Raw genomic sequence first — 5,071 nt, forward strand, 5'->3', positions numbered from 1 at the left:
AGCAGGCGCGTCTCGATCTCGCCCAGCTCGATGCGGAAGCCGCGGATCTTGACCTGGAAGTCATTGCGTCCAAGGTAATCGATGGAACCGTCCGCCAGCCAGCGCCCAAGGTCCCCGGTCTTGTACAGCCGCGCGCCTTCCTTGCCGCTGAAGCGATCGGCCACAAAACGCTGGACATTGAGCTCGGGACGGTTCAGATAGCCGCGCGCCACGCCCGCGCCGCCGACATGCAATTCGCCTGTCACGCCGATTGGCGCCGGCTCGCCATGCTGATCGAGGATGTAGATCTGCAGATCGGGAATCGGCACGCCGATCGGGCTGGCGCAGGCCAGTTCCGCATCGGCTGCGCTCACCGGACGGTAGGTGACGTGCACCGTGGTTTCGGTGATGCCGTACATATTCACCAGTTGCGTGGAGCCATTGCGGGCGTCGCGGTACCAGGGCCGCAGGCTTGCCAGATCGAGCGCCTCGCCGCCAAAGACGACGGTACGCAACTGGTGGACCGCGTCACTGGCCGCCTGGGCGGCAATCAGCTGGCGGAAGGCGCTTGGCGTCTGGTTCAGGACAGTGACGCCCTGTTCGCACAGCAGTTGATAGAAATCCTGTGGCGAGCGGCTCACCAGATACGGCACTATCACCAGCCGGCCGCCGTACAGCAGCGCGCCCCACAACTCCCACACCGAAAAATCAAAGGCAAATGAGTGGAACAGGGTCCAGATGTCGGACGGCTGGAAGCCATACCACTGTTCGGTGGTGGCGAACAGGCGCGTGACGTTGCGGTGTTCGACCATCACACCCTTGGGCAGACCGGTCGATCCCGAGGTATAGATGATGTAGGCCAGATGCTCCGGCGCCAGGCCAGCGATGTCCGGATTGCTGTCAGCTTGCCCGGCAATGGCGACGGCATCGGCACCGTCGATCAGCACCACCCTGGCGTCGCCAAGCGGCAAGCCATCGACCAGCGCGGCCAGCGCGCTCTCGGTCAGCAGGGCGACCGGCGCGCTGTCCTCGATCATGTGGCTCAGACGATCAGCGGGGTAGTCCGGATCGAGCGGCACATAGCCACCGCCGGCCTTGAGCGTGGCCAGGATGCCGATCACCATGCCGATGCCGCGTTCCAGGCAAAGGGCCACGCGCGCATCCGCCCGCACGCCGATGCCGCGCAGGTGATGTGCCAGGCGATTGGCGCGGCGATTCAGTTCGGCGTAGGTCAACGATACATTTTCATACACCAGCGCGATGGCGTCGGGCTGGGCCAGCGCCCGCGCCTCGAACTGCTGGTGAATTAACTGTTGTCTAGGCAATTCGCCCTGTGCATCGTCACGCGACTTCCCATTGAAACCGTACAGCAGTTCATGGCGCTGTGCGGCGGACAGCACCGGCAGACTGGCGACGCGCGCACTGTCATCGGCAGCCATGCCGCGCAGCAGCGTTTCAAGGTGGCCAGCCAGACGGACAATGCTCGCTTCGTCGAACAGGTCGCTGGCGTAGCGCAGGCTGCCGCTCAGGCGGCCGTCGCTTTCGGCCAGCGACAGCGTCAGGTCGAACTGCGCGGTATTTTGCTTGGGCTGCACGCTTTCAATGCTCAGGCCCGGCAGCTGCAAGGTGCCGCCGGGAGCGTTGTCCAGACTGAGCATGACCTGGAACAGCGGGCTGTGGCGCATGCTGCGCGCCGGCTGCACCGCTTCCACGACTTGCTCGAACGGCAGATCCTGATGCTCATACGCCCCCAGCGTGTGCGCCTTGACTTGCGCCAGCAGCTGCGCCACGCTCGGATCGCCCTCCAGCTTCACCCGCAGCGCCAGCGTGTTGACGAAGAAGCCGATCAAGCCCTCCACCTCGGCGCGCTGACGGTTGGCCACCGGCGTGCCGACCACCACATCATCCTGGCCCGACAGGCGCGCCAGCAGCGCGGCCCAGCCTGCCAGCAGCGTCATGAACAGCGTCGCGCCGTGCTTCTGGCTCAGCGCTTTCAAGCCGGCGGTCAGCGCGGCATCGAAGCTCACCTGCACGCTGCCGCCGGCGTAGCTTTGCCGGGCCGGACGCGGACGGTCGGTCGGCAGTTCCAGCAGCGCCGGTGCACCTGTCAATTGTTCCTTCCAGAACGCGCTCTGCGCTTGCAGGACATCGCCCTGCAGCCAGCCGCGCTGCCATGCCGCATAGTCGGCATACTGGATCGCCAGCGACGGCAGCGGATCGGCCTGGCCAGCGCTGAAGGCGGCGTACAGCGTGCTGATCTCGCGCACCAGCACGCCGATCGACCAGCCGTCGGAGACGATATGATGCTGCGTCAACAGCAATACATGTTCATCCTCGGCCAGGTGCAGCAACTGGCAGCGTATCAGCGGGCCGGCGGCCAAGTCGAAAGGCCGCACCGCTTCCTCGTCCGAGAAGCGCTGTACGGCGATCTCGCGTTCGCGCGGCGGCAGATGGCGCAGGTCACGCTGTTCCAGCGCCATGCCGGCACCGGCTGCGGCGATGCGCTGCACCGGCGCGCCATCGACATTCACAAAGGTCGTGCGCAGGCTTTCGTGGCGCGCCACGATATGGTCCAGGACGCGTGCCAGCGCAGCCTTGTCGAGCCGTCCCTTGAGGCGCATGGCCGCCGGCATATGATAGGCGCTGCCTGCCGCAGTATCGAACTGGTCGAGGAACCACAAGCGCTGCTGAGCGTAGGACAATGCCAGCGGCTGGCTCCGATCGGCCACGCAGATAGGAGCACGGCCCGGTTCAATCTTACGCACGCTCTGACTTTGCTGCAGACGCTGCAGCATGACGGCGCGTTTCAATTGTTGCAAAGTTTGTTTATCGTTATTCATTTGCAGGCACTTTCAGACAGAATGGCGCGCAGTTCTTCCTCGCTTAGGGCATCAATTTCCTGATCCAGCCCGCCGAGGTCGTTTGCGCTATAAAGGTCCAGTTGCGCGGACACGACCAGTGCTGCGAGGTCGGCCACTACGGGCTGGTCGAATAAACGCCCGATGGAAATGTCCACGTCGTAGATATCGCGCAGGCGTACCGCAAGCTGCACGCCGAGCAGGGAATGGCCACCCAGCTCGAAGAAATGATCGAGGCGGCCGACGCGCTCAACACCGAGCAATTCCTGCCAGAGGCGTGCCAGCGTGGTTTCCACCTCGCCGATCGGGACTTCATATTCGCGGCGGGCAATCGCCGCCTGGTCGGGTACGGGCAACGCTTGGCGATCGAGTTTGCCGTTGGGCGTCTGGGGCAGCGCCGTGAGCAGGACAAAGGCACTCGGCACCATGAATTCGGCCAGATCGTCAGCCAGTGCGCGGCGCAGGCTGGCCGCGCTGACGTCCGCGCCCGACTCGGGCACTACATAGGCCACCAGACGTTTTTCCTGACCGTCATCCCCGCGCGCCACGACCACGGCCTCGCGCACGCCGGGAAAGAGCGCCAGCCGGCTCTCTATCTCGCCCAGCTCGACGCGGAAGCCGCGGATCTTGACCTGGAAATCATCGCGCCCCAGATAGTCGATCGTGCCGTCCGGCAGCCAGCGGCCAAGGTCGCCCGTCTTGTACAGGCGCGCGCCTTCGCGGTCGCTGAACGGATCGGCGACGAAGCGTTCGGCGGTCAGTTCCGGGCGATGCAGATAGCCACGGCCGACGCCGTCGCCGCCGATGTAGATATCGCCCGTCACGCCGAGCGGCAATAGATTGCGCCTGGCGTCGAGGACATAGATCTGCGTGTTGGCGACCGGGCGGCCGATCGGCAGGCTGGCGCGGCGTTCGCGCGGGTCCCAGGTAAAGAACGACACCACGTCTGACGCCTCAGTCGGACCGTAGGTGTTATGGACCAGCGGCGGCGACGGCAGGCACGCCAGCTTCTCGTGCAGCAGTTGGCACTGGATGGGTTCACCGCCGAGGAATACCTGGCGCAGCGGCCCCGCCTGGTCCGGCGAAAAGTAAGGCAGCAGCGGATAGAAGGCGCTGGGCGCGCAATTGACATAGGTGATGCCCTGTTCGCGAATGGTGTTCCATATCTGTTCCGGTGCGTAGGCGCCGGATGACAAATGCAGCTGCCCTCCCACCAGCAGGACGGCAAAGATGTTTTTCTGAGTAAGATCGAAACCGATGGACGACAGCAGCAGCACCTTGTCGTCGGCGCCGATACCGAATTGGGCGATGTACCAGCTCACCAGATTGGTGAACCCGCCCTGATGCACCAGCGTGCCTTTCGGGCGCCCGGTCGAACCGGAGGTGTAGATGGCATAGATCAGATGGTCCGGGCCGGAGTGCAGCCCAAGATCATGATCGTCGTAGCCGGCCAGGTGATCACCTACCTCGTCGAGGCAGAGCAGCGCCACGCCGTCGGCGCCGATGCTGTCGCGCAGATGGCTTTGCGTCAGCAGCACAACGGGATTGGCATCGGCGGCCATGTAGGCCAGGCGGTCCCGCGGATAGGCCGGATCGAACGGCACGAAGGCGGCGCCGGCCTTGAGTGCGGCGAAAATCGCGATCACCAGTTCGGCCGAGCGTTCCATGCAAACGCCCACCAGCACGTCCGGACCGGCGCCGAGCTGGCGTAGATGACGCGCCAGGCGGTTGGCTCGGCCATTGAGCTGCGCATAAGTCAGCGGCTTGCCATCGGCGATCACGGCGACAGCGTCCGGCGTGCGCGCCACCTGCGCTTCGAACAGCTGATGCACCGGCAGATCACGCGGATACGCCACCCGCGTGGCGTTGAATTCCACCAGCAGACGGTGCGCCTCGGCGTCGTCCAGGAAGTGCTCGGCGTCGTGCACGGCGTCCGGGTCGGCCGCCATCGACTCCAGCACGGCCAGGTAGTAGCCGAGGATGCGCTCGGCCTGCGCTCCGCCCAACTTGCCCGGCTTCATTTCACACTCGATGCCGGTGCTGGCGTTGTAGGCGAAATTGGCGACCAGATCGAAGCCGGTCGCCTCGAACGCTTGCTTGTAACCGGCTTGCTGCAGGCCGGCCTTCAGATCATCGTACACATGGAAATTGATGAAATTGAAGACAATTTCGTAGTAAGGCGTGCGGCCGTTGTCCACCTGCAGCTGGACGTAGGGATAGTCGCGGTGCTCCAG

Annotated in this window: 2 protein-coding genes; both read right to left on the minus strand. The window is 64.6% G+C overall.

Annotation, left to right across the window (positions count from 1 at the left end; genetic code table 11):
* Nucleotides 1-2,819: amino acid adenylation domain-containing protein (locus tag AC07VH_RS29140; protein ID WP_494804046.1), on the minus strand; the 2,819-nt coding region annotated here is incomplete at its 3' end.
* Nucleotides 2,816-5,071, minus strand: a 2,256-nt coding sequence (locus AC07VH_RS29145) for a non-ribosomal peptide synthetase (protein WP_494804017.1), incomplete at its 5' end; no start/stop codon positions are given. The genes AC07VH_RS29140 and AC07VH_RS29145, both read right to left, overlap by 4 nt.

This window comes from Janthinobacterium sp. GW821-FHT03C10 (genome assembly GCF_059420865.1).